The organism is Pseudomonas sp. USTB-Z (assembly GCF_019691255.1).
Classification (GTDB): Bacteria; Pseudomonadota; Gammaproteobacteria; order Pseudomonadales; family Pseudomonadaceae; genus Aquipseudomonas; species Aquipseudomonas alloputida.
This window is the reverse complement of sequence record NZ_JAECZP010000022.1, coordinates 1-23918: the sequence shown is the minus strand read 5'-3', so window position 1 is coordinate 23918 and position 23918 is coordinate 1. Positions and strand designations below refer to the sequence as shown.

General features: G+C 61.7%; 21 protein-coding genes. 18 read left to right on the top strand and 3 right to left on the bottom strand.

The genetic code is table 11. The features are described from left to right. Positions 1 to 12: 12 nt before the first annotated feature. From I8746_RS21615 to I8746_RS21590, 6 genes are all read left to right on the top strand, one after another. A complete protein-coding gene (locus I8746_RS21615; RefSeq protein WP_004575837.1) occupies positions 13 to 1374 on the top strand; it encodes an aspartate aminotransferase family protein in 1362 nt (453 codons plus the stop codon). A 168-nt stretch (positions 1375 to 1542) separates the two neighbouring features. Then, positions 1543 to 2640 (top strand): polyamine ABC transporter substrate-binding protein, encoded by a 1098-nt coding sequence (locus I8746_RS21610; protein ID WP_010955708.1) that lies wholly within the window; start codon positions 1543 to 1545, stop codon positions 2638 to 2640. Between the two features lie 156 nt (positions 2641 to 2796). Beyond that, complete coding sequence (locus tag I8746_RS21605; protein WP_012054043.1) at positions 2797 to 3891, top strand: polyamine ABC transporter substrate-binding protein; 1095 nt, start codon at positions 2797 to 2799, stop codon at positions 3889 to 3891. Positions 3892 to 3961: 70 nt separating this feature from the next. Beyond that, positions 3962 to 5104 (top strand): polyamine ABC transporter ATP-binding protein, encoded by a 1143-nt coding sequence (potA, locus tag I8746_RS21600; RefSeq protein WP_010955706.1) that lies wholly within the window; start codon positions 3962 to 3964, stop codon positions 5102 to 5104. Then, the gene (locus tag I8746_RS21595) at positions 5101 to 6021 is read left to right on the top strand and encodes an ABC transporter permease subunit (protein ID WP_003253736.1); all 921 of its coding nucleotides are present in this window, start codon (positions 5101 to 5103) and stop codon (positions 6019 to 6021) included. The genes potA and I8746_RS21595 overlap by 4 nt, the downstream gene beginning before the upstream one ends. Further along, entirely contained in the window at positions 6018 to 6911 is an 894-nt protein-coding gene (locus I8746_RS21590; RefSeq protein ID WP_012054042.1) for an ABC transporter permease subunit, read from the top strand. Before I8746_RS21595 ends, I8746_RS21590 begins: the two co-directional genes overlap by 4 nt. Positions 6912 to 7017: 106 nt before the next feature. Here I8746_RS21590 and I8746_RS21585 read toward each other — a convergent pair whose 3' ends face one another. Then, on the bottom strand, positions 7018 to 7473 hold the full coding sequence (locus I8746_RS21585; RefSeq protein ID WP_012054041.1) for an REP-associated tyrosine transposase: 456 nt from the start codon (positions 7471 to 7473) through the stop codon (positions 7018 to 7020). 315 nt (positions 7474 to 7788) lie between these two features. Between I8746_RS21585 and I8746_RS21580 the strand changes: the two genes are divergently transcribed. The 11 genes from I8746_RS21580 to I8746_RS21530 all read left to right on the top strand — a co-directional run bounded on the left by I8746_RS21580 (position 7789) and on the right by I8746_RS21530 (position 19994). Continuing rightward, positions 7789 to 8877, top strand: coding sequence for an efflux RND transporter periplasmic adaptor subunit (locus tag I8746_RS21580; RefSeq protein WP_012054040.1), 1089 nt, complete (start codon positions 7789 to 7791; stop codon positions 8875 to 8877). Continuing rightward, positions 8874 to 9941: an efflux RND transporter periplasmic adaptor subunit gene (locus I8746_RS21575; protein WP_012054039.1), complete on the top strand. Its 1068-nt coding sequence runs from the start codon at positions 8874 to 8876 to the stop codon at positions 9939 to 9941. The genes I8746_RS21580 and I8746_RS21575 overlap by 4 nt, the downstream gene beginning before the upstream one ends. Next, on the top strand, positions 9938 to 12991 hold the full coding sequence (locus I8746_RS21570) for an efflux RND transporter permease subunit (RefSeq protein ID WP_012054038.1): 3054 nt from the start codon (positions 9938 to 9940) through the stop codon (positions 12989 to 12991). The genes I8746_RS21575 and I8746_RS21570 overlap by 4 nt, the downstream gene beginning before the upstream one ends. A 233-nt stretch (positions 12992 to 13224) precedes the next feature. Further along, positions 13225 to 13407, top strand: coding sequence for a sulfur starvation response protein OscA (oscA, locus tag I8746_RS21565; RefSeq protein ID WP_003248957.1), 183 nt, complete (start codon positions 13225 to 13227; stop codon positions 13405 to 13407). A gap of 50 nt (positions 13408 to 13457) precedes the next feature. Beyond that, the gene (locus I8746_RS21560) at positions 13458 to 14465 is read left to right on the top strand and encodes a sulfate ABC transporter substrate-binding protein (protein WP_221101046.1); all 1008 of its coding nucleotides are present in this window, start codon (positions 13458 to 13460) and stop codon (positions 14463 to 14465) included. Positions 14466 to 14650: 185 nt separating this feature from the next. Continuing rightward, complete coding sequence (cysT, locus tag I8746_RS21555) at positions 14651 to 15469, top strand: sulfate ABC transporter permease subunit CysT (RefSeq protein WP_003248961.1); 819 nt, start codon at positions 14651 to 14653, stop codon at positions 15467 to 15469. A gap of 11 nt (positions 15470 to 15480) precedes the next feature. Further along, positions 15481 to 16353, top strand: a complete 873-nt coding sequence (gene cysW, locus I8746_RS21550) for a sulfate ABC transporter permease subunit CysW (protein WP_012054036.1) — start codon at positions 15481 to 15483, stop codon at positions 16351 to 16353. A 3-nt stretch (positions 16354 to 16356) separates the two neighbouring features. Beyond that, positions 16357 to 17346 (top strand): sulfate/molybdate ABC transporter ATP-binding protein, encoded by a 990-nt coding sequence (locus tag I8746_RS21545; protein ID WP_003248965.1) that lies wholly within the window; start codon positions 16357 to 16359, stop codon positions 17344 to 17346. 210 nt (positions 17347 to 17556) lie between these two features. Continuing rightward, positions 17557 to 18138 carry an alpha/beta hydrolase gene (locus I8746_RS21540; protein ID WP_221101045.1) on the top strand — a complete coding sequence of 194 codons (582 nt, stop codon included), beginning with the start codon at positions 17557 to 17559 and terminating at the stop codon, positions 18136 to 18138. A gap of 64 nt (positions 18139 to 18202) precedes the next feature. Continuing rightward, positions 18203 to 19033: a sigma 54-interacting transcriptional regulator gene (locus tag I8746_RS21535; protein WP_012054033.1), complete on the top strand. Its 831-nt coding sequence runs from the start codon at positions 18203 to 18205 to the stop codon at positions 19031 to 19033. Between the two features lie 175 nt (positions 19034 to 19208). Continuing rightward, positions 19209 to 19994, top strand: a complete 786-nt coding sequence (locus I8746_RS21530; RefSeq protein WP_221101044.1) for a MetQ/NlpA family ABC transporter substrate-binding protein — start codon at positions 19209 to 19211, stop codon at positions 19992 to 19994. Between the two features lie 209 nt (positions 19995 to 20203). Here I8746_RS21530 and I8746_RS21525 read toward each other — a convergent pair whose 3' ends face one another. After that, positions 20204 to 22570, bottom strand: a complete 2367-nt coding sequence (locus I8746_RS21525; protein ID WP_014754769.1) for a penicillin acylase family protein — start codon at positions 22568 to 22570, stop codon at positions 20204 to 20206. A gap of 86 nt (positions 22571 to 22656) precedes the next feature. Here I8746_RS21525 and I8746_RS21520 point away from each other — a divergent pair, with 86 nt between their 5' ends. Next, entirely contained in the window at positions 22657 to 23223 is a 567-nt protein-coding gene (locus I8746_RS21520; protein ID WP_012054030.1) for a sugar O-acetyltransferase, read from the top strand. On the opposite strand, the gene I8746_RS21515 is transcribed toward I8746_RS21520, so the two are convergent. Beyond that, positions 23202 to 23771: a DUF6436 domain-containing protein gene (locus I8746_RS21515; protein ID WP_010955693.1), complete on the bottom strand. Its 570-nt coding sequence runs from the start codon at positions 23769 to 23771 to the stop codon at positions 23202 to 23204. The genes I8746_RS21520 and I8746_RS21515 overlap by 22 nt on opposite strands. Between the last annotated feature and the right edge of the window lie 147 nt (positions 23772 to 23918).

Sequence of the window (23918 nt, the reverse complement as noted above, 5' to 3'; positions counted from 1 at the left end):
ACGGAGAAGCACATGAGCGTCAACAACCCGCAAACCCGTGAATGGCAAACCCTGAGCGGGGAGCATCACCTCGCACCTTTCAGTGACTACAAGCAACTGAAGGAGAAGGGGCCGCGCATCATCACCAAGGCCCAGGGTGTGCATTTGTGGGATAGCGAGGGGCACAAGATCCTCGACGGCATGGCCGGTCTGTGGTGCGTGGCGGTCGGCTACGGACGTGAAGAGCTGGTGCAGGCGGCGGAAAAACAGATGCGTGAGCTGCCGTACTACAACCTGTTCTTCCAGACCGCTCACCCGCCTGCGCTCGAGCTGGCCAAGGCGATCACCGACGTGGCGCCGAAAGGTATGACCCATGTGTTCTTCACCGGCTCCGGCTCCGAAGGCAACGACACTGTGCTGCGCATGGTGCGCCACTACTGGGCGCTGAAGGGCAAACCGCACAAGCAGACCATCATCGGCCGCATCAACGGTTACCACGGCTCCACCTTCGCCGGTGCTTGCCTGGGCGGCATGAGCGGCATGCACGAGCAGGGTGGCCTGCCGATTCCGGGCATCGTACACATCCCTCAGCCGTACTGGTTCGGCGAGGGTGGCGACATGACCCCTGACGAATTCGGTATCTGGGCCGCCGAGCAGTTGGAGAAGAAGATCCTCGAAGTCGGCGAAGACAACGTCGCTGCCTTCATCGCCGAGCCGATCCAGGGCGCAGGTGGCGTGATCATCCCGCCGCAAACCTACTGGCCGAAGGTGAAGGAGATCCTCGCCAGGTACGACATTCTGTTCGTCGCCGACGAGGTGATCTGCGGCTTCGGCCGTACCGGCGAGTGGTTTGGCTCTGATTACTACGACCTCAAGCCTGACCTGATGACCATCGCGAAAGGCCTGACCTCCGGTTACATCCCCATGGGCGGTGTGATTGTGCGTGACACCGTGGCCAAGGTGATCAGCGAAGGCGGCGACTTCAACCACGGTTTCACCTACTCCGGTCACCCGGTGGCGGCCGCGGTGGGCCTGGAAAACCTGCGCATCCTGCGTGACGAGAAAATTGTCGAGAAGGCGCGCACGGAAGCGGCACCGTATTTGCAAAAGCGTTTGCGTGAGCTGCAGGACCATCCACTGGTGGGTGAAGTGCGCGGCCTGGGCATGCTGGGTGCGATCGAGCTGGTCAAGGACAAGGCCACCCGCAGCCGTTACGAGGGCAAGGGCGTGGGCATGATCTGCCGCACCTTCTGCTTTGAGAACGGGCTCATCATGCGTGCGGTGGGTGACACCATGATCATCGCGCCGCCGCTGGTAATCAGCCATGCGGAGATCGACGAACTGGTGGAAAAGGCGCGCAAGTGCCTGGACCTGACCCTTGAGGCGATTCGATAAGCGTTTGCTAGGCTAGCGTTGTGACATTAAGTCGTTACATGGCCCTGCTTTCCTTGATACAGGGCCTTGTAACTTGCCAGACTAGCGACTGTTTCAGTCGCCGCGCGCTCTGCACCGTGGGTTCTGGCTGCTGGACAGTTGCTAAATAAAAATTCTGGAGCATTACGCATGAATAAAATGGGCAAGACGTTGCTGGCCGCCGCCCTGATGGGTGCCATGGCCTCCGCTGTTCAGGCTGAAGACAAAGTGTTGAACGTCTATAACTGGTCGGACTACATCGCTCCGGACACCATCGCCAAGTTCGAGAAGCAGACAGGGATCAAGGTCAAGTACGACGTCTTCGACAGCAACGAAACCCTGGAAGCCAAGCTGCTGGCAGGCAAGTCGGGCTACGACATCGTCGTGCCTTCGAACAATTTCCTGGCCAAGCAGATCAAGGCGGGCGTGTACGAGGAGCTGGACCGGTCCAAGCTGCCGAACTGGAAGAACCTCGACCCCGACCTGCTCAAGGCCGTTGGCGATGCCAGCGACAAGGACAACAAGCATGCCTTCCCTTACATGTGGGGCTCGATCGGCATCGGCTACAACCCGGAAAAGGTCAAGGCTGCCCTGGGCGTGGACAAGATCGATTCGTGGGATGTGGTGTTCAAGCCTGAGAACATCGCCAAGCTCAAGAGCTGCGGCGTGAGCTTCCTCGACGCCCCGACCGAAATGCTCCCGGCTGCGCTGCACTACCTCGGCAAGCCGACCGACAGCACCAAGAAAGAAGACCTGAAGGCCGCCGAGGACCTGTTCCTCAAGATCCGTCCTTCGATCACCTATTTCCACTCGTCCAAGTACATCGGCGACATGGCCAACGGCAACATCTGTGTAGCCGTCGGTTACTCGGGTGACCTGGAGCAATCCAAGGCCCGTGCCCATGAAGCGGGCGACAAGGTCAAAGTGGACTACGTCATTCCGAAGGAAGGTGCCGGTACTTTCTACGACATGGTCGCCATCCCGAAAGATGCCGAGCATAAAGACGCGGCCTACGAGTTCATGAACTTCCTGATGCAGCCGGAAATCATGGCTGAAATCACCAACGCCGTGCGCTTCCCGAACGGTAACGCTGCTGCCACCCCGTTCGTGGACAAAGACATCACCAGCGACCCAAGCATCTACCCGCCTGCCGAAGTGAAGAAGCAGCTGTATGCGATCGCTGCGCCTGACGCTTCTGTGCAGCGAGTGATCACCCGCAGCTGGACGAAGATCAAGTCGGGCAAGTAAGCCCGATGCGACACCTCTGGGCCGGGTTTGCCGGCCCAGAGCCATTGAAAGGTAATTGATGATTGCGGCATCGAAGCTGCGAAGTTAAGTTGCGCGCCGGTTTTGCGTGTGCGGCAGCATTGTCGCTACCCAGGCACTGATTGTGAGGACCCCCACTTGTCTATTTCTGTATTCCGCAAGGCCTTGATGGCCAGCGCGGGCCTGACGCTGGCGTGCAGCGTCCAAGCGGCGCCGACGGTGCACTTCTATAACTGGTCCGACTACATCGGCCCGACTACACTCGCGGACTTCGAGAAAGCTACGGGCATCAAGCCCGTGCAAGACGTGTTCGACTCCAACGAAACCCTGGAAGGCAAGCTGCTGGCCGGTAACACCGGCTATGACGTGGTGGTGCCGTCCAACCATTTCCTGGGCAAGCAGATCAAGGCGGGCGCCTTCCAGAAGCTCGACAAGAACCTGCTGCCCAACTATTCCAACCTCGACCCGGCGTTGATGAAGCGCCTGGAAAAGAACGACCCGGGCAACCAGTACGCGGTGCCTTACCTGTGGGGCACCAACGGCATCGGTTACAACGTCGACAAGGTCAAGGCCGCGCTGGGCGTGGATACCATCGATTCCTGGGCCGTGCTGTTCGAGCCCGAAAACATGAAGAAGCTCTCCAAGTGCGGTGTGGCCTTCCTCGACTCGGCAGACGAAATGCTGCCAGCGGTGCTCAACTACATGGGCCTCAACCCCAACAGCACCGACCCCAAGGATTACGTCAAGGCCGAGCAGAAGCTGCTGGCGGTGCGCCCGTACGTGACCTACTTCCACTCGTCCAAGTACATCACCGACCTGGCCAACGGCGACATCTGCGTCGCGGCAGGTTTTTCGGGTGATGTGTTCCAGGCCAAGGCCCGCGCTGAAGAAGCGAAGAAGGGCGTGAACCTGGCCTACGCCATTCCCAAGGAAGGCGGCAACCTCTGGTTCGACGTGCTGGCGATCCCCAAGGACGCCAAGAACGTCAAAGAGGCGCATGCCTTCATCAACTATTTGCTGAAACCTGAGGTTATCGCCCAGGTCAGTGATTACGTCGGTTACGCCAACCCGAACCCCAAGGCTGGCGCCCTGATGGACCAGGCCGTAAGGACTGACGCCGCGGTTTACCCACCGCAGGAAGTGCTGGACAAGATGTTCGTGAACTCAGAGTTGCCACCCAAGGTGCAACGGCTGATGACCCGCAGCTGGACCAAGGTCAAGTCGGGCAAGTAAAAATCCAGACCCGCGACGGCACCGTAGAACAGGCCACGCGGGCACAAAAATCTTGTTGGGAGTTTCACTCATGGCAGTTGCCTCCGGTGCCTATAAAAAAGCCCTCGAGGGTGGCCAGCAACCCAAGCAGGTGCTGGTCAAGATCGACCGGGTCACGAAAAAGTTCGACGAAACGGTAGCCGTGGACGATGTGTCCCTGGAAATCCGCAAGGGCGAGATCTTTGCCCTGCTGGGCGGCTCCGGTTCCGGCAAGTCCACCTTGCTGCGCATGCTGGCCGGCTTCGAGCGCCCGTCCGAAGGGCGGATCTTCCTCGATGGCGTCGACATCACCGACATGCCGCCGTACGAGCGGCCGATCAACATGATGTTCCAGTCCTACGCGCTGTTCCCGCACATGACCGTGGCGCAGAACATCGCCTTCGGCCTGCAGCAGGACAAGATGCCCAAGGCCGAGATCGATGCCCGCGTGGCCGAGATGCTCAAGCTGGTGCACATGACCCAGTACGCCAAGCGCAAGCCGCACCAGTTGTCGGGCGGCCAGCGTCAGCGTGTGGCGTTGGCCCGCTCGCTGGCCAAGCGCCCCAAACTGCTGCTGCTCGACGAGCCGATGGGTGCACTGGACAAGAAACTGCGTTCGCAGATGCAGCTGGAGCTGGTCGAGATCATCGAGCGCGTGGGTGTAACCTGCGTGATGGTGACCCACGATCAGGAAGAGGCCATGACCATGGCCCAGCGCATCGCCATCATGCACCTGGGCTGGATCGCCCAGATCGGCTCGCCAGTGGACATCTACGAGACACCTACCAGCCGCCTGGTGTGCGAGTTCATCGGTAACGTCAACCTGTTCGAAGGTGACGTGGTCGACGACGCCGAAGGCTACGCGATCATTGCCAGCCCGGAGCTGGAGCGCAAGATCTACGTGGGCCACGGCATCACCACCTCGGTGGAAGACAAGCACATCACCTACGCCCTGCGCCCGGAAAAGATGCTGGTCACCACCCAGCAGCCAACCTGCGAGCACAACTGGTCGCGCGGCAAGATCCACGACATCGCCTACCTCGGGGGCCACTCGGTGTTCTATGTGGAGCTGCCGAGCGGCAAGGTCGTGCAGTCGTTCGTCGCCAACGCCGAGCGCCAAGGTACCCGTCCGACCTGGGGCGATGAAGTGTACGTATGGTGGGAAGACGACAGCGGCGTGGTACTGCGGTCATGAAACTGCGCAAGCTCAAGCGAGCCTTCCAGCGTCTGGTCCCGGAGGGGCGGCACTTGGTGATCGGCGTGCCGTTCATCTGGCTGTTCCTGTTCTTCATGCTGCCGTTCTTCATCGTCCTGAAGATCAGTTTTGCCGAAGCTGACGTGGCAATCCCGCCGTATACCGAGATCTATACCTACGTCGAAGACAAGATCCAGCTGGTCCTCAACCTGGCCAACTACGGGCTGTTGACCGAGGATGAGCTGTACCTCTCGGCCTACCTGGGTTCGTTGAAGATGGCGTTCTTCAGCACCCTGCTGTGCCTGCTGATCGGCTTCCCGATGGCCTACGCCATTGCCAACGCCAAGAAGGAGACCCAGACGGTCCTGCTGTTGCTGATCATGATGCCAACCTGGACCGCGATCCTGATCCGCGTCTATGCCTGGATGGGTATCCTCAGCAACAACGGCCTGCTCAACGGTTTCCTCCTGTGGACCGGGTTGATCGACCAGCCGTTGCAGATCCTCAACACCAACCTGGCGGTCTACATCGGCGTGGTCTATTCGTACCTGCCGTTCATGATCCTGCCGCTGTTCGCCAACCTGGTGAAGCATGATCCGAGCCTGCTCGAAGCTGCATCCGACCTGGGTTCGAGCACCTTCAACAGCTTCTGGAAGATCACGGTACCGCTGTCGAAAAACGGCATCATCGCCGGCTGCATGCTGGTGTTCATCCCGGTGGTGGGCGAGTTCGTGATCCCGGAACTGCTGGGTGGCCCGGAAACCCTGATGATCGGTAAAGTGCTGTGGCAGGAGTTCTTCAACAACCGTGACTGGCCGGTGGCATCCGCCCTGGCAGTGGTGATGCTGGCGATCCTGATCGTGCCGATCCTGCTGTTCAACCGTAGCCAGGCCAAAGAGATGGAGGGCCGCGCATGAAACGCTTCAGTTTCTCCAAGCTGATGCTGGTGCTCGGCTTGCTGTTCATCTATCTGCCGATGTTGATCCTGGTGATCTACTCGTTCAACGCCTCCAAGCTGGTGACGGTGTGGGGCGGCTGGTCGATCAAATGGTACGTCGGCCTGCTCGACAACACCCAGCTGATGGGTTCGGTGATGCGCTCGCTGGAAATCGCCTGCTACACGGCGGTGGCGGCAGTGGCGCTGGGTACCCTGGCGGCCTTCGTGCTGACCCGCGTCACCCGCTTCAAGGGCCGCACGCTGTTCGGTGGCCTGGTCACTGCGCCGCTGGTAATGCCCGAAGTGATCACCGGTCTGTCGCTGTTGCTGCTGTTCGTGGCCATGGCGCAGATGATCGGCTGGCCGCAGGAGCGGGGTATCGTCACCATCTGGATCGCCCATACAACGTTCTGTGCGGCGTATGTGGCGGTGGTGGTGTCGGCTCGCCTGCGTGAGCTGGACCTGTCGATCGAGGAAGCGGCGATGGACCTGGGTGCCAAGCCGTGGAAGGTGTTCTTCCTGATCACCATCCCGATGATCGCGCCATCGCTGGCGGCGGGCGGCATGATGTCGTTTGCCCTGTCGCTGGACGACCTGGTATTGGCCAGCTTCGTCTCCGGGCCTGGCTCGACCACCTTGCCGATGGAAGTGTTCTCGGCGGTGCGCCTGGGTGTGAAACCGGAGATCAACGCCGTGGCCAGCCTGATCTTGCTGTCGGTATCGCTGGTGACCTTCTTCGTCTGGTACTTCAGCCGCCAGGCCGAAGAGCGTCGTCGCAAGGCGATTCAGCAGGCGATCGAAGAGGGTGCTGCAGCCAACGCTTCGCAGCCGCAAGTCAAGCGCCCGGCGCCGGTGGCTGCGTCGGCCTGACCTGGCCCTTTCGCGGGCACGCCCGCTCCCACAGGGACCTCACAGCCTTCAGGGTTGTGGTGAGCCCTGTGGGAGCGGGCATGCCCGCGAAGGCTCCAGCACCGATTCAAAGCCATACCGCATCCCAATGTGGATAGTCCCTGATACTTCTGACCAATCCAGCCCTCAAGGGATTGGCAACAATGTACCGGGCTACATGAACCACACACTCTTCCCGCCGCAGCGCATGGTCCTGGTAACCCGATTGCCATATCGGCTTGTGCCCGACACCGGCCTTGCGCAAGGCAATCGCTGTGCGTGATTTGAACTTGCGCATCAGCGTTCCCAATGTCACTTCTTTCAGCTCGATCAGCCAATGCAGATGGTCCGGCATCACTACCCAGGCCAACGATTGGCAGTCCTGAATGTCATCTGAGACCCGAAGGTGTTTGACCACCAGACGGGCATGGTGGAAGTCGCGGAACAGTGGTTTGCGTTGATGCGTGATGGTGGTCAGCATGTAGAGCCTGCCAGGCTCGGAGAAGCGCCCGCGGCGCAGTCGGTGGGATTCGGCTAACGGCATTTTGATCTTCCTTGAATGTGAGCCTCCCCGTGAAAGGTAGCGGTTGGAGCGGGGATGGCAGAAGACCGATGGTTTCTGGATATGGCAGATACTGATACCTGGCTGTGGAGGCCTCTTCGCGGGCTCGCCCGCTCCCACAGGTACCGCGCAGGTCTCAAATAGTGCGCTCTCTCTGTGGGAGCGGGCGTGCCCGCGAAGAGGCCCCCACAGGCACCAAAAATGCCAGCATGGCCCCCGCCAGTGATGTTTATCGAACCCTGAACTACGCTCACAGTCGCATCCCACAAATCATTTGTGCGCAAGCAAGGAGCCAGCATGGCGTTGATGCGTCCGCTGTCGGTCATCTGTCTGGGGTTGTTGTACATGCTCACCGGCTGTAGCAAGGAAGAGGTCCCCAAGACGCTGCCTCGGGTGGGGGTGCAGCAGGTACAACCCACCGATTTCGCTGCCAGGGTCACCCTGACCGGCGACGTACAGGCACGGGTGCAGACCGATTTGTCATTCCGCGTCGGCGGCAAGATCATTTCGCGTAGCGTCGACGTAGGTGATCACGTCAAGGCCAACCAGGTGCTGGCCCGGCTGGACCCGAAAGACCTGCAGAACAATGTCGATTCGGCCAAGGCCGAAGTATTCGCCGCGCAGGCGCGCGTTACCCAGACCAGTGCGGCCTTCGTGCGCCAGCAAAAACTGCTGCCCAAGGGCTACACCAGCCAGAGCGAATACGATGCTGCCGAAGCCGCGCTGCGCAGCAACCAGAGCGCACTCAAGGCCGCCCAGGCGCAACTGGCCAATGCCAACGAGCAACTCAGCTACACCGCACTGGTCTCCGAGGCCGCCGGGGTCATCACCGAGCGCCAGGCCGAGGTTGGCCAAGTGGTGCAGGCGACCATGCCGATCTTCAGCCTGGCCGTCGATGGCGACCGCGATGCGGTGTTCAACGTCTACGAATCGCTGCTGGTGGCGCCGCCCAGCGATGCCGGAGTAGTCGTGAGCCTGCTGGACGATCCCAAGGTCCAGGCCCGTGGCTTCGTACGTGAAATCACCCCCACCGTGTCGGCGCAAAGCGGCACCGTGCAGGTCAAGGTGGGGCTCAAGGACGTGCCGCCCGGGATGCAATTGGGGGCACCGGTTACTGCCACCACCAATGCCCAGGGTCGGCCCAGCATCGAGCTGCCATGGTCGGCGCTGACCAAGGCCTTGCATGAGCCTGCCGTGTGGGTGGTGGGCGAGGGCGACAAGGTGGAACTGCGCAAAGTCAAAATCCGCCGTTACCTCACCGGCAAGATCGTGGTCGCCAGCGGCCTAAAAGCCGGCGAGACCGTAGTGGTCAATGGCGGCCAGTTGCTGCACCCCGGCATGCAGGTACAGAAGGTCGACGCCAAGGGCCCAGGGGGTGAGCTATGAAGCGTCTGCTGCTGATGCTGTCGGCCGGAGTGCTGCTGGTCGGTTGCAGTAGCGAAGAAGAGGCACCAGAGGCGATCCGGCCAGTGCTGTCGGTCAAGGTCGAACCCCAGGTGCAGTCACAGCTGGGCCGCTTCGCCGGCAGTATTCAGGCGCGCTTCGAAAGCACCTTGGGCTTCCGGGTTTCCGGGCGCATTGCCCGGCGCTGGCTGGACGTGGGCGCCCAGGTGAAACCGGGCGACACTTTGGCCACCCTGGACCCCACCGACCAGCAGAACCAGCTGCGCGCCGCCGAAGGCGATCTGGCCAAGGTGCAGGCACAGTGGATCAACGCCCAGGCCGATGCCCGTCGCCAGCAGCAGTTGTATGACCGTGGGGTAGGCGCCCAGGCACAGCTGGATATTGCCCAGACCAACCTGAAAACCACCAGTGCGGCGTTGGAGCAGGCGCGCTCCGCCGTCAGCCAGGCCCGCGACCAGCTCGACTACAGCACCCTGCGTACCGACCACGCTGCCGTGATTACTGCGTGGCAGGCCGAAGCCGGGCAAACCGTTACCGCCGGGCAAGCCGTGGTGACCCTGGCCCGGCCAGACGTGAAGGAAGCGGTAATCGACCTGCCGATCGATCTGGCCGAGCAGTTGAGCAAAGGCCTGACCTTCACCGTTGCTTCGCAACTGGACCCGACCATCAACACCACGGCCAGCCTGCGCGAACTGGAGCCCCAGGCCGATGCCACCACCCGGACCCGCCGTGCTCGCCTGACCCTGGCCAGCACACCGGCGGCCTTTCACCTTGGCACCGCCATCAGTGTGACCCTTAGCTCGGAAGTGTCCCCGCGCAGCGAACTGCCCTTGAGTGCCTTGCTCGAGCGCGACGGCAAGACCCAGGTGTGGGTGATCGATACGCAGCACAAGACCGTGGCCACCCGTGACGTGGCGCTGATCGACCGCACCGATGACAGCATCGTACTGAGCGCCGGCGTGCAGCCCGGTGAGCGTGTGGTCACTGCCGGCGTCAACAGCCTCAAGCCTGGCCAGAAGGTCATCTTCGACGAGGATGCGCAATGAAAGGAAGCTTCAACCTGTCCGACTGGGCGCTCAAGCATCAATCGTTCGTCTGGTACCTGATGTTCGTTGGCCTGTTGATGGGGATTTTTTCCTACTTCAACCTGGGCCGTGAGGAAGACCCGTCGTTCACCATCAAAACCATGGTCATCCAGACCCGCTGGCCCGGTGCGACCCAGGACGAAACCCTCTACCAGGTCACCGACCGTATCGAGAAGAAGCTCGAGGAACTCGATTCACTCGACTACACCAAAAGCTACACCCGCCCCGGCGAGTCCACGGTCTACGTGTATCTTCGCGACACCACCAAGGCCAAGGACATCCCGGAAATCTGGTACCAGGTGCGCAAGAAGATCCAGGACATTCGTGGCGAATTTCCTGCCGGTATCCAGGGGCCGGGCTTCAACGACGAATTCGGTGATGTGTTCGGTTCGATCTATGCCTTTACCGCCGACGGCCTGACGCTGCGCCAACTGCGGGACTACGTGGAACAGGCAAGGGCCGAGGTCCGCGATGTACCCAACATCGGCAAGATCGAGCTGGTCGGCACCCAGGACGAAGTGCTTTACCTGAACTTCTCCACCCGCAAGCTGGCTGCCCTGGGCATTGACCAGCGCCAGGTAATGCAGGCACTTCAAGCACAGAATGCGGTGACGCCGGCCGGCATGATCGAGGCCGGCCCGGAGCGCATCTCGGTGCGCACGTCCGGGCAGTTTGCCTCGGAAAAAGACCTGCAATCCGTCAACTTGAGGATCAACGACCGCTTCTTCCGTCTGGCTGATATCGCCGACATCGAGCGCGGCTATGTCGACCCGCCCTCGCCAATGTTCCGTTACAACGGCCAGACAGCCCTTGGCCTGGCCATCGGCATGAAGGCCGGCGGCAACATCCAAGTGTTCGGTGCGGCGTTGAAAAAGCGCATGGACCAGGTGGTCCAGGATCTGCCGGTGGGTGTCGGTGTACACACCGTTTCTGACCAGGCCGTGGTGGTCAAGCAGGCGGTCGGCGGTTTCACCAGCGCGCTGTTCGAGGCGGTGGTGATCGTGCTGGCCGTGAGCTTTGTCAGTCTTGGCGTGCGCGCCGGGCTGGTGGTGGCCTGCTCGATCCCACTGGTGCTGGCCATGGTGTTCGTATTCATGGAGTACAGCGGCATCACCATGCAGCGGATTTCGCTGGGTGCGCTGATCATTGCACTTGGCCTGCTGGTGGACGATGCGATGATTACCGTGGAGGTGATGGTCACGCGGCTGGAAATGGGTGAAAGCAAGGAGCAGGCGGCGACGTTCGCCTACACCTCCACAGCCTTCCCCATGCTTACCGGCACCTTGGTGACCGTGGCCGGGTTCGTGCCTATCGGCCTCAACGCCAGCTCTGCGGGTGAATACACCTTCACCCTGTTCGCGGTGATTGCCGTGGCCCTGATCGTGTCGTGGGTGGTGGCTGTGTTCTTCGCGCCGGTGCTTGGCGTGCATATTCTCAAAGGCGACAAGCTCAAGGCTCACGAGGCTGAGCCTGGCCGGGTCGGGCGGGCATTTGAAGGCGGGTTGCTGTGGTGCATGCGCAACCGCTGGTTGACCATCATCGGCACCGTGGTGCTGTTTGCCCTGTCGATCTTCTGCATGCGTTTTGTGCAGAACCAGTTTTTCCCGTCCTCGGACCGCCCGGAAATTCTCGTCGACCTCAACCTGCCGCAGAACGCCTCGATCGAGGAGACGCGCAAGGTGGTCGACCGCTTCGAGGCACGGATCAAGGACGATCCGGACCTGGTGCACTGGAGTACCTACATCGGCCAGGGCGCGATCCGCTTCTACCTGCCCCTCGATCAGCAGTTGCAGAACCCTTACTACGCGCAGTTGGTGATTGTCAGCAAGGGCTTCGAAGAGCGTCAGGCCATGATGGACCGCCTGCAGAAGATCCTGCACGAAGAGTTCGTCGGCGTCGGCACCAACGTGCAATCGCTGGAGATGGGCCCGCCGGTAGGCCGGCCGATCCAGTACCGGGTCAGCGGTGCCGACATCGACCAGGTGCGCAAACACGCCATCGAGCTGGCCACCTTGCTCGACCAGAACGAGCACATCGGTGAGATGATCTACGACTGGAACGAGCCGGGTAAGGTGCTGCGCGTGGAAATTGCCCAGGACAAGGCACGCCAGCTGGGGCTGTCGTCCGAAGATGTTGCCAATGTGATGAACAGCATCGTCAGTGGCGTGCAGATCACCCAGGTCAACGACAACATCTACCTGGTCGATGTGGTCGCGCGCGCCGAAGACAGCGAACGTGGCTCGCCTGATACCCTGCAGAACCTGCAAATTCTTACCCCTAACGGCACGTCGATCCCGCTGCTGTCGTTCGCCACCGTGCGCTACGAACTGGAACAGCCGCTGGTGTGGCGCCGCGACCGCAAGCCGACCATCACCATCAAGGCCTCGGTCAATGGCGAGATCCAGCCCACTGACTTGGTCGCCCAACTGAAGCCAAAAATTGACGAGTTCGGCAGCAAGCTGCCGGTCGGTTACGAAGTGGCCACGGGGGGTACGGTTGAAGAAAGCAGCAAGGCCCAGGGGCCGATCGCCAAGGTCATCCCACTGATGCTGTTCCTGATGGCGACCTTCCTGATGATCCAGTTGCACAGCGTGCAGAAGCTGTTCCTGGTGGTCAGCGTGGCGCCGCTGGGGTTGATTGGCGTGGTGCTGGCGCTGGTGCCTACGGGTACGCCGATGGGCTTTGTGGCGATCCTCGGCATCCTTGCGCTGGCGGGCATCATCATTCGTAACTCGGTGATTCTGGTGACCCAGATCGACGAGTTCGAAGCCCAGGGCTTGTCGCCGTGGGATGCGGTGGTGGAGGCCACCAACCATCGGCGCCGGCCGATCCTGCTGACCGCGGCGGCGGCTAGCCTGGGCATGATCCCGATTGCACGCGAGGTGTTCTGGGGCCCCATGGCCTACGCCATGATTGGCGGGATCATCGTGGCGACCTTGCTGACGCTGCTGTTCCTGCCGGCGCTGTACGTGGCCTGGTACAAGATCCGCGAGCCGCAGAAACACGCCTGAAGGCCCATATGGCCCCTTGTAGGAGTGGGTTTACCCGCGAATGCGATGGTGCATCGACCACCGTATTCGCGGGTAAACCCGCTCCTACAAGGGGCGTGTGCTTTTAAATGGTTATATAAAAATTCTTAAACAGTATTTTTAAGAATAATCCCGCCTCACTACTATTGCCCTCAAGCCAGGCGCAAATCCCCTTCAAACCTCTGCCCGGCGCCCTCACTCCAAGGAGAACGAGCATGAGTGCATCTCTGCGTAGCATCGACGGTCAGGACGAAGCCACCATCTTGCGTGAAATCCAGAGCGCCTTGCGCGACCTGCGTTTCGGTGCGGTGGAGATCACCGTGCACAACGCTCAGGTCGTACAGATCGAGCGCAAGGAGAAGTTCCGCCTGCAACAGCCCGGCAACAAGCCCGGCTGATCGGCGCCACAACATCCAAAACTAGAAAAATGCCAATCGGGAGCTTCACCATGTCCATCCGCCGTTATGCGCTCGCCGCCCTGGCCAGTGCTGTTTTTGCCGGTTCCGCCATCGCCAAGGACTACGAACTGCTCAACGTGTCCTACGACCCGACCCGTGAGCTGTACCAGCAGTACAACGCTGAGTTCATCAAACACTGGCAACAGGCCCATCCGGGTGACAAGGTGAAAATCCAGCAATCCCATGGAGGGTCGGGCAAGCAGGCCCGTGCGGTGATCGACGGCCTGCGTGCTGATGTGGTGACCCTGGCCCTGGCCGGTGACATCGACGAAGTGGCCAAGCTTGGCAAGACACTGCCCGAGAACTGGCAGACCCGCCTGCCTGACGCCAGCACTCCGTACACCTCGACCATCGTGTTCCTGGTGCGCAAGGGCAACCCGAAAGGCATCAAGGACTGGGGCGACCTGATCAAGAAGGACGTGTCGGTCATCACCCCGAACCCGAAAACCTCCGGCGGTGCGCGCTGGAACTTCCTCGCAGCATGGGCGTACGGCCTGAAGGCCGGCGGTAGCGAAGAGAAGGCCAAGGCCTATGTGCAGGAGCTGTTCAAGCATGTACCGGTGCTGGATACCGGCGCCCGTGGTTCGACCATCACCTTCGTCAACAATGGCCAGGGCGACGTGTTGCTGGCCTGGGAAAACGAGGCCTTCCTGGCCCTGAAGGAAGACGGGGGTGCCGACAAGTTCGACATCGTCGTGCCGTCGCTGTCGATCCTGGCCGAGCCGCCAGTGGCCGTGGTCGACAAGAACGCCGAGAAGAAGGGCAATACCGAGATTGCCACCGAATACCTCAAGCACCTGTACAGCCCGGCCGGGCAGAAAATTGCCGCCGAGAACTTCTACCGCCCGCGTGACGAGAAGGTCGCTGCGGAGTTCGGCAAGCAGTTCCCGAAACTGGAGCTGGTGACCATCGACAAGGACTTTGGTGGGTGGAAGACTGCACAACCGAAATTCTTCAATGATGGCGGTGTGTTCGACCAGATCTATCAGGCACAGTAAGGGCCAAAGGAAATCGGGGCCGCGTTACGGCCCATTCGCGGCACAAGGCCTCCCCCACAAGGAACCATAGTCCCCTGTGGGAGCGGCCTTGTGTCGCGAATGGGCTGCCAAGCAGCCCCAGGATACAAAAGCTTGCACCGGCCCGGGATTGTTTCCGGGCTGAGTGCGTTCAACCAGGGATATTTATGTCGCGTCGCATCTCCCCCGTCATACCCGGCTTCGGGCTGACGCTGGGCTACACCTTGGTGTACCTCAGCCTGATCGTGCTGATACCGCTGGCGGCCATGTTCATCCATGCCTCGCAGCTGACCTTCGAGCAGTTCTGGACCATCATCAGTGCGCCGCGGGTGATCGCTGCGCTCAAGCTGAGCTTCGGCACCGCCCTGTTCGCCGCCATCATCAACGGTGTGATCGGTACCCTGCTGGCTTGGGTGCTGGTGCGTTACACCTTCCCTGGGCGCAAGATCATCGATGCGATGATCGACCTGCCGTTCGCCTTGCCGACCGCGGTTGCCGGTATCGCCCTGACTGCCCTGTACGCGCCGCAGGGCTGGGTCGGCCAGTTCGCCACCGACCTGGGCTTCAAGATCGCCTACACCCCGCTGGGCATCACCCTGGCACTGACCTTCGTGACCCTGCCGTTCGTGGTGCGCACGGTGCAGCCGGTACTGGCCGACATCCCGCGTGAAGTGGAAGAGGCCGCAGCCTGCCTGGGGGCCAAGCCATTGCAGGTGTTCCGCCACATCCTGGCGCCGGCCCTGCTGCCGGCATGGCTCACCGGCTTTGCCCTGGCCTTCGCCCGTGGCGTGGGCGAGTATGGTTCTGTGATCTTCATTGCTGGCAACATGCCGATGAAGACCGAGATCCTGCCGCTGCTGATCATGGTCAAGCTCGACCAGTACGACTACACCGGCGCGACCGCCATCGGCGTGTTGATGCTGGTGGTTTCCTTCATCCTGCTGCTGCTGATCAACCTGCTGCAGCGCCGCATCGAAACCCCTTGAAGGAGGCCGGCATGTCCAGTTCATCCCTGAGTGCAAGTGCCGCAGCCAACGCCGCCCGCCGTGGCAGCGCCACGTCACGGCGTATCCTGATCGGCCTTGGCTGGCTGGTGTTCGCCCTGTTCCTGCTGCTACCGCTGGTGATCGTGGTATCGCAGGCGCTGAAGAACGGTTTTGGCACCTTCTTCGAGGCGATCTTCGAACCCGATGCGTTGTCGGCGCTGAAGCTGACCCTGCTTGCCGTGGTTATCTCGGTGCCGCTGAACCTGGTGTTTGGCGTAAGCGCTGCCTGGTGCGTGAGCAAGTACACCTTCCGTGGCAAGAGCATCCTGGTCACCCTGATCGACCTGCCGTTCTCGGTGTCACCCGTGATCGCCGGCCTGGTCTACGTGCTGATGTTCGGCGCGCAAGGCCTGTTCGGGCCATGGCTGCAGGACCACGATATCCAGATCGTGTTCGCCCTGCCGGGCATTGTCCTGGCGACCATTTTCGTTACCGTACCGTTCGTGGCCCGTGAGCTGATCCCACTGATGCAGGAGCAAGGCACGCAGGAGGAGGAGGCTGCACGGCTGCTCGGTGCCAACGGCTTGCAGATGTTCTGGCACGTGACCCTGCCGAACATCAAATGGGGGCTGATCTACGGCGTGGTGCTGTGTACCGCGCGGGCCATGGGCGAGTTCGGTGCGGTGTCGGTGGTGTCGGGCCACATCCGTGGCGTGACCAACACCTTGCCGCTGCATGTGGAGATTCTCTACAACGAGTACAACCACGTCGCAGCCTTCAGCGTGGCCAGCCTGTTGCTGATCCTGGCGCTCTTCATCCTGCTGCTCAAGCAGTGGAGCGAGAACCGTATTAACCGCCTGCGCCATAGCGCCGCGGAGGAATGATTCATGTCGATCGAAGTTCGTAACGTCAGCAAGCGCTTCAACAGCTTCCAGGCCCTGAACGCTATCAACCTGGACATCAACAGCGGCGAGCTGGTGGCTTTGCTCGGCCCGTCCGGCTGCGGCAAGACCACCCTGCTGCGCATCATTGCCGGCCTGGAAACCCCGGACCAGGGCAACATCGTGTTCCATGGCGAGGACGTTTCCGGCCATGACGTGCGTGACCGTAACGTCGGGTTCGTGTTCCAGCACTACGCGCTGTTCCGCCACATGAGCGTGTTCGACAACGTTGCTTTCGGCCTGCGCATGAAGCCCAAGGGCGAGCGCCCAAGCGAGAGCAAGATTGCCGAGAAGGTGCATGAGCTGCTGAACATGGTGCAACTGGACTGGCTGTCCGACCGCTACCCCGAGCAGCTTTCCGGTGGCCAGCGTCAGCGTATCGCCCTGGCCCGTGCCCTGGCGGTGGAGCCGAAGGTGCTGCTGCTGGACGAGCCATTCGGTGCGTTGGATGCCAAGGTGCGAAAAGAGCTGCGGCGCTGGCTGGCGCGGCTGCACGAGGATATCAACCTGACGTCGGTGTTCGTTACCCACGACCAGGAAGAAGCCATGGAAGTAGCCGACCGCATCGTGGTCATGAACAAGGGCGTGATCGAGCAGATCGGCTCGCCGGGTGAGGTGTACGATCAGCCGGCCAACGATTTCGTCTACCACTTCCTCGGTGACTCCAACCGCCTGGCCTTGAGCGAAGGGCATCACGTGCTGTTTCGCCCGCACGAGGTGTCGCTGTCGCGGCATGAGACCGAAGGGCACCATGCGGCCGAGGTGCGCGACATTCGGCCGTTGGGCGCGACCACGCGGGTGACCTTGAAGGTGGAAGGGCAGAGCGAGCTGATCGAGGCCGAGGTGGTGAAAGACCATGACAGCCTGACCGGGTTGGCGCGGGGAGAGACGTTGTTCTTCCGGCCGAAGGTTTGGCAGAAGGTGGCGGATATCTGATTCGCACAAGGAAAAGAGAGCCCGGGCATGGTCCCGGGTTTTTCTTGCCTGAACGTTTGACAGGGCAGCTTTACAGCCTTTTACAAGCGAGTGGCGGTAGCGTACTTGTTATGCCCTATGGGTATTAATAAATATCTTCTTATTCCTTTACGAATATTTCGTCCTCCCTATACTTGTCTCCAAGCACGCAAACTTACTGGAGGCGTCCCCATGCGCAATGAGTCGATTCGCTACCTGATTGTGCCGGGTTGGCAAGGATCGCCAGACAACCATTGGCAGAGTCACTGGCAGCGCACCCTGCCCAACAGTGCTCGGGTTGAACAGCAAGACTGGCTCACCCCGCAGCGGCAGGACTGGGTGCACGCGCTGGAGCAGGCGATTACCGCCGACCGCTCCCCGGTGATCCTGATTGCCCACAGCCTTGGTTGCATCACTGTCGCCCATTGGGCAGCGCAGGCAAGCCCAGCCTTGCTGCGGCAGGTGCGTGGTGCACTGCTGGTGGCGCCGGCAGATGTCGAACGGCCCACGTGCGCACCCGTGCTGCGCAACTTTGCGCCGATCCCTACCGAGGTGCTGCCGTTCCCTAGCCAGGTCGTCAGCTCGGACAACGACCCGGCCGTGAACGTGCCACGGGCGCTGTACCTGGCCCAGGCATGGGGCGCCGAAGCGGGTTTGCTGAGCAATGCCGGGCACATCAACGTCAAGTCCGGTCATGAGCGCTGGGAACAAGGCTTCGCCTACCTGTATCGCTTGCAGAGCCGGATCGAGCAGCGTGCACTGCGCCGCGCCTGATCGCCCTTACTGTTCACCCTTTGCCTGACGCCTGGCCATTACGGGCCTGGGGCGGGAGTTCGTCATGACGTTTCAAAACCCGTTCGGCCAGCCGCTACTGACCTTCCCCGAGCTGGACAAGAGCCCGCTGAGCATTCGTGCCAAGGCGCTGGTGTTCATCGACCCGCGCTCGCAGCAGCTGCGCGAGGACCTTGAGCGCCTGGCGCTACAACCTTTGCCAGTGCTGATCCGTGGCGAAACCGGCACCGGCAAGGAGCTGCTGGCCCGGCAGATTCACCGTACCAGCGACCGTGGAGGGTTGTTCGTGTCGGTCAACTGCGCGGCCATCAGCCCCACCTACGCCGATGCCGAGCTGTTTGGCTATAGCGCGGGCACCCATGGCGGTACGGCCAGCAGCCGCGCCGGCTGGTTCGGTTCGGCCAGCGGCGGCACCTTGTACCTGGACGAGATTGCCGACTTGCCGTTGGCCATCCAGGGCAAGCTGCTGGCGGCCCTGGAAAACCGCGAGGTCACTCGGGTGGGCGCGCAGCAGCCACAGCCGGTGGATGTGCGCCTGGTAGCCGCCACCAGCATCGACCTGGCCCGTGTAGTACGTGCAGGGCGCTTCAACGAGCGCCTGTACCAGTATCTGCGCGAGGGCGCGCTGGAGCTGCCGCCGCTGCGCGAGCGGCCGGGCGATATCCTGCCGCTGGCCGAGTACTTCGTGGGCATCTACAGCGTGCGCCTGCAACGGCCACTGCCCTTGGTGAGCGAGGCGGCGCAGCGGGTGCTGGAGGCGCATTTCTGGCCGGGCAATACCCGCGAACTGGAGAACGTCATCCACTTTGCCTTGCTGGTCAATGACGGCGAAGAGATCCTGCCAGAGGATCTCGAACTGCCTGACCCCTCGCGTTAGACATCGCTCATGGGTAAAGAGGCTGATGGTATTGTGTTTTTGGAATAAGCAGCTAAGTAAAAGATATTGTTGCGGAATAAAAAATTTGGGTATCGTCCGCCTCACGCCCACTGGTGAACCGGTTGGGCACCCGATTTGCCATCGTCGATGGCCCAGATTCAGAACAAGGACCACCATGAAGAAGACCCTGCTGACCACTGCCCTGGCTGCTGCCCTGTCGTTTTCCGGCCTGGCCGCTGCTGCCGAGAAACTGGTGGTTGCCGCTACCCCGGTACCGCACGCCGAAATTCTCGAACTGATCAAGCCGACCCTGGCAAAAGAAGGCGTGGACCTTCAGATCAAGGTCTTCACCGATTACGTACAGCCGAACGTGCAGGTGGACCAGAAGCGTCTGGATGCCAACTACTTCCAGACCCTGCCGTACTTGAAGAGCTTCAACGAAGGCAAGGGCACCCACCTGGAAACCGTGATCGGTGTGCACGTCGAGCCGTTCGGTGGTTACTCGAAGAAGATCAAGAACCTGTCCGAGCTGAAGGAGGGCGCCACCGTTGCCATCCCTAACGAAGGCAGCAACAGCGGCCGCGCCCTGATCCTGCTGCAGAAGGCTGGCCTGATCACTCTGAAAGACCCGAAAAACGCCCTGGCCACGCCAAAGGACATTGCCGAGAACCCGAAGAAGCTGAAGTTCCGCGAGCTTGAATCGGCCATGCTGCCGCGTGTGCTGGACCAGGTCGACCTGGACATGATTAACACCAACTACGCCCTGGAAGCCGGCCTGAACCCGGCCAAGGACGCGCTGGTGATCGAAGGTGCCGACTCGCCGTACGTGAACTTCCTGGTTGCCCGCCCGGACAACAAGGACAGCGAAGCCATCCAGAAACTGGCCAAGGTCCTGACCAGCCCTGAAGTGAAGGCATTCATTGCCAAGAAGTACCAGGGTGCGGTGCTGCCGGCGTTCTGATGCGCTTGCTTCACCTTGCATGACCCGACGCCGACACCTTTGTGTCGGCGTTTTCATTGCTGGGATCTCTGAAAGCTGGCGCGATCCCTGTGGGAGCGGGTTTACCCGCGAAGAATCCAACGCGCTGCATGGCACCGGCTGCGCCGGTGTTCGCGGCTAAATCCCTACAGTGCTCGCGCAAACTTTTGGGTTTTGAGCAAGGCAGCCCCTTACGGCCCTGGCACCAATCGCAAGGTACTCTGCGCCGGTATTACCCCCATCTGTGCCTTCTGATACTGCCCCTGCACATACCCCTCAGCCTGGTCCGCGTAATGCCGGTCAAACGGCACGCCACTCTGCCCAACCGGGTTGCTGGTCAGCGCCTGCCCGGCATCGGCAAAGTCGATCAGCCGCCGCGTCGACGGCCCGTACGTCACCGGCCATGGCGCCGGGCCGATCTTCGCCGAAAGGTTGTTCGGTACTTCATGAGTACCCGGTGCGGCAAACGGCCCAACGTTGAACAGCAGGTTCAGCGGCTTTTTCACCCCCAGCGGATGGTTGTGGGTCAGGGTATGGGCCTTGCCCCACTGCCAGCTGGCTGGGTCCTTGCCGAGGGTGTCGCGCAAGTGGCCAAGGCTCTTCTGCCAGGCTTCGCGCACGATCGAGCTGCGGTCAGTGCGCTGGTTGGCGCCGCGGGTGTTCCACCAGGGCGACTCGGCATCGGCGGCAAGACGCGGCAGCGCGGCATCGATGGCACGGGTGCTGATCAGCACCGGGAACCAGGTATCGCCCAATTCGTCATGCAACGCGGCATAGGCCAGCGCATAGAGGAACTGGTTGAACAGCGTGGCACTGGTTGAGTCCAGTGGATAGTCGCCGCGCCAGGCAGCCAGCTGCTCGACCAGTTCCTTTTCCTCGTCACCCTGGGCGATCTGACGCAACGTCGCTAGCAGCGGTGCCAAGGTGCGCGGGCCGTAATCGCTGGCCGTATCGAGTTGCAGCGCCTGGCTGTTCTGCATGTCCCATTTCACCTCCGGGTTGGCCAGCTGGCGATCGAGCTGGCGGCCGCGGTCGGCGAGGTTGTAGTAGCCGGGTATCGGCACCACGGCGGGTGGCTGGTAGTTGGCCGAGACGATATAACCGCTGGCCGGATTCTCCTGTTGCGGGTTGACGCTGAAGGGGTAAAAGCCGGGTTTGTCGGCCTGGCTGCTGGCGCCGTCGAGGATGAACGCCGGGTTCACACCGTCCGGGCGAATCGGCAGTTTTGCCGCCGCCCACCAGCCGATATCGCCGCGGGCATTGGCCCAGACGAAGTTCAGCCCCGGCGCCTGCACCTTGGCAGCCGCTTCGCGCATCTTGCCCAGGGTGTCGGCGCGATTGAGCTGGTAGAAGCCTTCGAGGATCGGGTTCTCGGTTTCGAGGAACGCCCACCACATGGCAATCGGCGTGGCCCCTGCCGTGGCGCCGAGGACTTCGTTGACGATTGGCCCGTGGGGTGAGCGGCGCAGGTTGATGGTGACCGGTTGCTCGCCTTTGATTGCAATCTGCTGCTCGGTCTTTTCCAGTGTGCGCCACTGGCCATCGACCATGACCTGGTCAGCGTTGGCAGGGTTGGTCTTTTCTGCGATCAGGTCGACGTCATCGTTCTGGAACATGGTCAGGCTCCAGCCAAAATCACGGTTGTGGCCGAGCAGAGCGAACGGGTTGAGAGCCTGGAAATAGCCGTAGAGATTGAAACCGGGCGCTGACAGCTCGGCCTCGTACCACACCGCAGGTACGGCGAAGCTGATGTGCGGGTCGCCAGCCAGCAACGGTTTGCCACTGCGAGTGCGGCTACCCGCGACCGCCCAGGCGTTGCTGCCTTCGAACTGCGGGATGCCGGCGTCGCCCAGTGCATCATTGCTTAAGCGCGCAAGTGCTTCCAGGCTTTGCCAGTCGGCAGCGGCCAGTGGCGTGCCCAGTGCGCCCTCGGGTTGCCAGCCAAGGTCGAATATTTTCAGGTAGTCAGGCCCCAGCTGGTCGCGGATGTAGGTCAGCGCTGGCTCGGTGCGGAACGCGGCGGCAAAACTGTAGGCCAGGTAGCCGGCGATGCTCAGCGTGTCCTCGGCGGTGAACGGGCGCGGGGTGATGCCGAGCAGGTCGAATTCCGTGGGCTTGGGGTGGCTGGCCTGCCAACTGTTGACCCCCTCGAGGTAGGCTTGCAGGGCCTGCCATGCCGGCGCCTGCGGATCCTGCCGCTTGGCCATCAGCGCGGCCTGCTCGCGTATGCGCAGGCTGCGGAACAGGGTGTCGGTGGGCAGCAGCTTGTCGCCGAGCACCTCAGCCAGTTCGCCACGGGCCAGGCGGCGCAAAATCTCCATCTGGAACAGCCGGTCCTGGGCATGCACGTAGCCCAGTGCACGGTAAAGGTCCGGCTCGCTCTGTGCCTGCAGGTGTGGCACGCCGCGGGCGTCGTAGCGCACGCTGACCGGCGCTTGCAGGCCGGTAATGGCGACCTCGCCCTCGCGCTGCGGCAGCTTCCCCTGCATGTACCAGTAACCGGCGGCGCCAGCGGAAACGGTGACTACCACCGCCAGCAGGGTCAGGCTGCGCTTCATTCAGACTCCTTGTGCATTCAAACGAAAAATGTGGTCCGATCATCGGCGGATTCGCGAACAGAGCATAGCCCCAGGAAGGAGTTTCCATGTCCCTCAGCGAAAAACACAAAATGCTCACCGGCCAGCTCTACCACGCTGGCTGCCCTGAACTGCAGGCCGAGCAGATCGCCAACAAACACTGGATGCACCGCTACAACAACAGTGTCGAACTGCTCAACGACGCACGCCACGGGCTGCTTGTGGAGCACTTTGGCCAGGTTGGCGAAGGCGCGGTGATTCGCCCGCCGTTCTATTGCGATTACGGCTACAACATCAGCGTTGGCCGTAATACTTTCATGAACTTCAACTGCGTGATCCTCGACGTGGTGCCGGTGCGTATCGGCGACGACTGTCAGATCGGCCCCAACGTGCAGATCTACACCGCCGACCATCCGCTCGATCCTGAAGTGCGGCGCAGCGGGCTGGAGAGTGGGCGGACGGTGACCATCGGCGACAACGTGTGGATCGGCGGTGCGGCGATCATCCTGCCGGGGGTGACCATCGGTGATAACGCTATCGTCGGCGCCGGCAGTGTGGTGACCCGGGATGTGCCCGCGGGCGCGACGGTGGTGGGTAACCCGGCGAGGGTCCGTCAGCCCGACCAAGGGCAGTAGCAGCCTACCGCCAGGGTATTGGAGGCGTTGACCTGGCGGCCGTCGAGCAAAGCCTTGAGGATTGGCTCGATGAAGCTGTTGCTGGCGTTGCACACAGCACCTTCGCTGTAGGGGCCAAAATAAGCCAGGCGGCCTTGCCGGTCCCAGATGGCCACGGCCGGGGACGCAGGCAGGTGCTCGCTGCCGGGCAGGTGGGTGATGGGTTGCAAGCTACCGATATTGGCCGGTAGCTGGCCGTGGCTGCCGGGCTTTTGCAGCACATGGAAGGTAACGTCGTGGCCAGCGAACTGGCTGATAAGGTCGCCCAGGTGCTGTTGGTTGCCAACGTTGCATGGGCAGGCCGGGTCCCAGAAATGCACGACACGGATCGGGCCAGCACCGGCCAGCTCGGCAGGTAGCTGTAACTGGCTGCCGTCGAACAGCGTGGCCTGGTTGTCGAACGGGCGCAGGTAGCGGGCCTGAAAGGCGCTGTAGGCCTGCCAGAGAATTACGGCGCCGACCAACAAGGCGATGACCGTGCACAGCGGTTTGATGATTCGGCTATTCATGAAGAGTCGGTGGCCCTTGTGGGAGCAACTGTCTTGCTCAATTTCTAAAAGCTGGCGCCGATCCCTGTGGGAGCGGCCTTGCGTCGCGAAAGGGCCGCGCAGCGGCCCCAGGATCTCGGCATCATGCATAGATCGCTGGGGCCGCTG